The 6,018-nt window shown below is 43.3% G+C and carries 7 protein-coding genes; all 7 read right to left on the bottom strand.

The annotated features are described in order from the left end of the window. Nucleotides 1-13: 13 nt before the first annotated feature. A complete protein-coding gene (locus MKZ07_RS29875) occupies nt 14-1,156 on the bottom strand; it encodes an acyl-CoA dehydrogenase family protein (RefSeq protein ID WP_036697193.1) in 1,143 nt (380 codons plus the stop codon). After that, a complete protein-coding gene (locus tag MKZ07_RS29870) occupies nt 1,149-1,421 on the bottom strand; it encodes a phosphopantetheine-binding protein (protein ID WP_051493787.1) in 273 nt (90 codons plus the stop codon). Before MKZ07_RS29870 ends, MKZ07_RS29875 begins: the two co-directional genes overlap by 8 nt. Next, nucleotides 1,418-2,464, bottom strand: coding sequence for an HAD-IIIC family phosphatase (locus MKZ07_RS29865; protein WP_036697195.1), 1,047 nt, complete (start codon nt 2,462-2,464; stop codon nt 1,418-1,420). Before MKZ07_RS29865 ends, MKZ07_RS29870 begins: the two co-directional genes overlap by 4 nt. After that, nucleotides 2,461-3,324, bottom strand: coding sequence for a 3-hydroxyacyl-CoA dehydrogenase family protein (locus MKZ07_RS29860; protein WP_200869226.1), 864 nt, complete (start codon nt 3,322-3,324; stop codon nt 2,461-2,463). The genes MKZ07_RS29865 and MKZ07_RS29860 overlap by 4 nt, the downstream gene beginning before the upstream one ends. Before the next feature lie 40 nt (nt 3,325-3,364). Beyond that, nucleotides 3,365-4,096, bottom strand: coding sequence for an ABC transporter permease (locus MKZ07_RS29855; RefSeq protein WP_036697200.1), 732 nt, complete (start codon nt 4,094-4,096; stop codon nt 3,365-3,367). Then, nucleotides 4,093-5,034, bottom strand: a complete 942-nt coding sequence (locus MKZ07_RS29850) for an ABC transporter ATP-binding protein (protein ID WP_051493788.1) — start codon at nt 5,032-5,034, stop codon at nt 4,093-4,095. The genes MKZ07_RS29855 and MKZ07_RS29850 overlap by 4 nt, the downstream gene beginning before the upstream one ends. 644 nt (nt 5,035-5,678) lie before the next feature. Beyond that, nucleotides 5,679-5,825 (bottom strand): hypothetical protein, encoded by a 147-nt coding sequence (locus MKZ07_RS29845; protein ID WP_235218485.1) that lies wholly within the window; start codon nt 5,823-5,825, stop codon nt 5,679-5,681. Nucleotides 5,826-6,018 lie beyond the last annotated feature (193 nt).

The raw sequence follows: 6,018 nt of genomic DNA, 5'->3' as shown, positions 1-6,018 counted from the left end.
TTATGAGAGAAAGCTAGCGTCTGCGATATTTCCTCATCCCATAGTTAGCAATCATCAATTGCTGAATCTGTGATGTTCCTTCAATAATTTCAAGAATCTTAGATTCACGGAATAATCGTTCTACCGGATATTCGTTCCAGCATCCATTGCCGCCGAATACCTGCACTGCGTCAGACGTTACTTGGCGGGCCATAATCGATGTGAAATACTTGGCGATATTGGTTTCCATAACAGCACTATGATCTCCGGCAATAGATAGCTCTCCAGCTCTAATGCATAGCGCTCTTGCAGCATGGACCTGTGTAACCGCATCACCAATAAGACCTTGGACCAATTGGAACTTGCCAATTTTCTGTCCAAACTGTTCCCGGGTCCTTGCGTAACTCACCATTTCCTCCAACGCTGCCTGACCGATGGCCACACCGGCCCAAGCTATGCTGTAACGGCCATAGAACAGGGCTGTATTAACAACAAAGCTAAGCCCTTCGCCTACATTGCACAAAACATTCTCTGCCGGCACCTCTACGTCTGTAAATGAGATTTCGGCAACATGGGCTGCTCTGCTCCCTAACAAGCCACTCATCGGTTTGACTTCGACACCCGGCATTGTGCGCTCCACTATAAAGGCGGTGATTATTCGTGTATCAGCTTCAGCAGCAACGACCAAGATAATATCCGCTATGCCGCCAAACGTAATCCATTTTTTTTTGCCGTTGAGAATAAACATATTTTCTTTCTTTGTATACTGGGTTTTGACAGAAGAAGCGTCTGAGCCCGCACCAGATTCGGATAATGCAAAACAGCCTAATTTTGTCCCTTTAGCAATCTCTGGCAAGTAACGCTCACGCTGTGCGGAACTTCCCAGTTTAACCAGCGTCTCACCAACAAGTGAAGTATGTACTGTCAATAACGCACGTGTAGAACAACAGGCTTTGCCTATAATTTCAGTTAAAGATCCATAGAATAGAGGGTCTAGGCCTAATCCGCCATATTTTTCAGGAATAGCAGCCCCTAATAGCCCTCGAGAAGCCAGTCCATCAATAATCTCCCGAGGCAGATATTCTTGGCGGTCGAACTCTCCTGCTCTAGGTCTGATTACTTTCTCAGCATACTCTGTAGCTTTTGAAAGAATCGATTGTTGAAATTCCTTATGCATACGAGCCTCCTTTAACTTTTTCTATTAAGCACAACATTTGATCTACCGAACTAAAGTTTGAGAGCAGGATATCTTCATCCTTAACTTCTATAGCAAAATCCTGTTCGATAAAATTCAACAACTGCATAGCAAACAAAGAGCTGACGAAGCCTTTTTCAAAGATGTTGTCAGAGTCGTGAACCTCATTATCATCAAACATTTCGTTCATATTGTTTTCAATAAAAGTTCGAATGCGCAAACGTGCTTTTTCCGCAGTTTCCATCATGCTATTCCTCCTTTACTAAGAGAATCCACTTGAATATATGGCGGGTATTCTTGAATCTTCGTAAGATCGTTCTCAAAGATTATGATATCTTCAACACATTCACGTTCCACGAAGTTAGCAAACTGATAGGTCAATAACATCTGGCGGTTACGTTCTGTCCGCCGAAAAACAGCTCTTAATCCTTTAGCTTGCGCTTTGGCTTCTTTCATCAAGAAAGACAGCAGGACGGTTCCTACTCCCCTGGAAATTACCCGGCAGGACATCAGCAACAGATGAATAACCCAAGCCTCTTCTTGTACCTCTACCAGCACCAACCCAATCTTACCGTAAGAGCCGTATTTATCCGTCAGCTCACAAATCCACAAATGATGATGCGGGGAATTTAACAATTCCTTAAGTTCATCAGAACTGTACTGAACTCCCGTTGAGTTAAGCTGATTCGTGCGAACCGTCAATTCCTCTGCACGCTGCAGATCCGATTCGTTAGCTTTAGATATGGTGAATACCATGTTCAGGCTTTTCAAGAAATCAATGGGCGTACCTTGGTATACTAGCTCGTCCCCTTTGCGCTGTTGCTCCTCTATATACATTAGCCTGCGCCTGCAGCTATCCTCAGTGATTACTTTTGGCATTAGAGTTGCCATTCCCAGCAGCTTATTATAGTTAGAAGCATCCACAATACTAACTTCCGGATGTGCCGCGCTTACCTCATCCCGCTCAAAGATCTGGTCATCTATAAAAAGAATGGTGTCCATACCGATATTCAGGCTTTTTTGGATATTAGCTACAGAAATAGATTTGGGCCCCCATCCAATCTGCGGATAGAGAAAGTAATGGGCAAGTCCAACTTGTTCTAAGTACTCCATCGTTTCCTTATAGTTGTTTTTACTGGCGATAGATAAAAGAATACCCCTTGAGTCTAAAATTTGTAAAATCTCCGAAATACCCGGTTTCAAGTAAAGCTGATCTCCCTCAAGTAGTACCCCCTCCCATAGAGTATTGTCGAGGTCCCAGATTACACATTTTATGTCCTTCAAATTCATATTCCTCTCTCATTATATGTATAAAAGCCCCGACCACTTTTACGGCCCTTCAGCCCGGCGTCAACCATCTTTTTCAGAAGCGGACAACACCGAAACTTAGGGTCCTGATAATTTTGGTAGAGTACATCAAGAGAACGCACAACGGTATCCAGCCCGATTAGATCCGCAGTTTCCAGCGGGCCCATCTTATGGCCGTATCCCTGTTTGAATAATGTGTCAATCTGTTCCGGCTCAGCCACCTGCTCTTGAACCAAGAAGGCTGCCTCGTTCATGAACAAGTGTGATAGTCGGTTTGATACGAAGCCCGGAGAATCCTGAACTAGAACCGATGTCTTACCAAGGCTTCTAAGAAAAGCTTCGGAAGCTTCAATCGTCTCATCAGAAGTATGAAACCCCCGGATCGTCTCAACAATGCCTTTCAACGGCACGGGATTCATAAAATGCATTCCAATAACTCGCTCAGGCTGGGGAACAAGACCTGCCAGCTGGGTAATTGTAATACAACTGGTATTTACAGCAAACCTTACATTTGATGAGCATACTTCACACAGCTCTCTGAAGACTGCGCTTTTCACCTCTACATCCTCAGTGGTGTTCTCAATAATCCAGGATGCCTGCTCAAAGCCTTCATAGCTGTCACTAAACGTAATTCTGGAGAGAATGTCCGATATATTCCAATTCTGAAGATCCTGAGAAATCATCTTATACTTTCTGATATTCTGGCGAATGATATGAGGCGCCTTTGCCAGAGCCTCAGGATCAACATCTTTTACAATGACTTTATATCCATGGAATGCTGCCGTCGCCGCGACATCTCCCCCCATTACTCCTGCTCCTACCACCGCGACCACTCCGATAATAGAAATCATCCCTTTCCGTTGGCATAGTTGGATAAGAATATTATTTCTTGTTCAGAATATAAATTGCGCCTCCATAACCGAGAACACACCAAATGGACAAATTAACATAGTGCCACCAGTCCACTGCGAAAGTAGAAGCAGCCATAGCAGAACGCATCACTTCCGCCATTGAATATATAGGCAAGACATGATGGGTGAGCTGAAGCCATTCCGGCAGTCTATCAATCGGAAAGTTAATTGGTGAGAACATGAGCGTTGCAAATGCCAATACTTGAGAAAGCGCCATAGCAGCATTACCTGGCAACGCATAAGAAAAACCGGAACCAATTCCAATACAGGTTAGTGCAGTAAGCAGAAATGCCGGAACAATGGTCCACGAAAAATCAAATCCAGGTTGAAAGGTGAGCTGTGAAATAATGGTTGCAATCGATATTCCGGGTACCGTTATCATCAGCCATACCAATGTATCCGAAACAATAACAGATGCGCGATTTACTGGCCATGTGCGAATAAATTCAATATATCCTTCGACCTTTGAAGTAGCCAACTGTTGCGGTAAAATAACCAACCCCGTCATTGTCAGAATGATCGTTGGAGCACCTGTTGCCAGAAACAGCATCGAATTTGAATCAGGATTTTCAAACAGATAAGTAAAACCAATAACAATCCCTACTGAAACCATGATTTGAATAATGGCAAAGAACACGAGGAATCCCTTGGTTCTATTAAATTGCATAGCAAATACATAATTAACTTGCTTTATAAAGTTCATAGCGCCGAACCCTCCTTTCCTCCTGTCAATTTAACATACACATCTTCAAGTGAGGTTGGGGACAATGAATAATCCAGGAACTTCCCTTCGTCTATTTGAGACTTCGCCCATTCAATTACCTCGACTACAGTATTTGGATTTATGTATATTGCAATACGCCCATTATCCTGATTGGATGAAAGAGCCCAGCCCGGGAGATCCACTTTGTCTATTCCTGCGGATAAACTCGCTTCAATACGTAAATGACTGCTTATTGAACCCTTCACCTCTGACGGAGTACCTTGCGTAATGATCTTTCCTTTATGTAAAATGGCTACTCGATCTACTGCCTTCTCTGCTTCAAGAACGTTATGTGTTACTAGAATTACCGACACGCCTTCTTTGGTTAGGTTACGGATTTCATTCCAGAGGTATCGCCTACGGACAGGGTCCACATCATTGGTAGGTTCATCCAGTATGATAATTTTCCCGGCCTGCACCACAGACATGCAAAAAGCGGTTAATCGGCGCACGCCTCCGGATAGCTTGGTCCCTTCCGTCTTAGACCATTGGCTGATATCCAGTGCTTCAAATAGCCTCTCTGCCTGTTTTATGACTTCAGATTGTTTCCCTCCTCGCATTTCCCCCATAATAGTAACCGCTTTCAAAGGAGTCAGCTCTCCTAGCGGCACCTGAGACTGCGGCTGGATTGAACATAATTTCCGAGCACGGGCAGGGTCGTTAATTACCGATTCCCCTAAAACATAAATCTCGCCTCGAGTCGGCTTAGTTAAACCTATAATCTGGCTTACCAGAGTCGTTTTCCCTGCTCCATTGTGACCTAAAAGGCCTAAAATCTCACCCTCTTTGACACTTAGATTCAGGTCATCGTTAGCAAAGATCTCAGATCCACCTGAACCTTTGTAAATCTTAGTAACACCTTGAACATTAATAACCATAATTACCTCCACACCATTATTATTAATTTGTCAAAGATACAAATATGTAATCATTAATATATAAACCCATAATTAAACAAAGAAAAAACATATATACACTTACATAATTACACTTTTGGTTATATTGTGCAATACCTAACATGAAAATGTTGTAATTTTTTTAATATAAATGTCTAAAAAGGTACTTTTCATTCAAACAAAGTTAAAATCTCCATTTCCCTCGACCACTCTTAAAAACGAGTAAAATGCTATATTCGTCAACACAGTTATAACAGAATCATGAGCAACAGTTTTTTTGAACTAGAGTAAAGGGCTGGCTTTAAACCAACCCCTCCTCATCAAACCGTACGTCATCCATCTCCTCCGTTGGCTCTTCTTCGCTTGCGAATATCTACCTGAACTACTTTGACCGGTAGTTTAGTTGCCATCTGCAGCACTCGGTCCCGTAAGGTCGGGATGCCTAGCGGTCTGGGCTTCCCATCTTTCTTGGGAATGTAGTGCCGCCGTACGGGCTGCGGATGGTACTTGCCTTCCTTTAGTTCTCGCTCGCATTCCTTGAGGAATCTTGTTTCTCCTTGTTCTTTAACATCTGCGCGCGTTACGGTATCCACTCCCGCAGCTCCCTTATTCGCTTTCACCCGTGTTCAGGCTTCGCATAGTACATCCCACCGGTAGACTTTGTCGTACAAGGCTTGGAATTTACGCTTATTATTCTCCTTGACCGCATGACCTAACTTTCCTTGGAGTTCTTGAACTTTTTCCTTAGGTTTCGTTAGCCGCTTGGCATTCACTCATTCGTACCTCCTTGAGAAACGTAAACAAAGCAGGGCTCCTCCCCTCCCTAAGATTATGTTACCCTTAGGTTCTTGGAGTAAACGAAAGTTAATAATAACAAGAAAAAGACGACATCCATTCGGAAGAAACGAATGGATGTCGTCTTTTTGAGATATGATTGTGACTTTACCAGGAAAGGTTAGTTTTTCA

Source organism: Paenibacillus sp. FSL P4-0338, assembly GCF_038002365.1.
In the GTDB taxonomy this organism is placed as follows: domain Bacteria; phylum Bacillota; class Bacilli; order Paenibacillales; family Paenibacillaceae; genus Paenibacillus_AQ.
The sequence above is the reverse complement of the archived record's forward strand: the minus strand, read 5'-3'. Positions and strand labels throughout refer to the sequence as shown.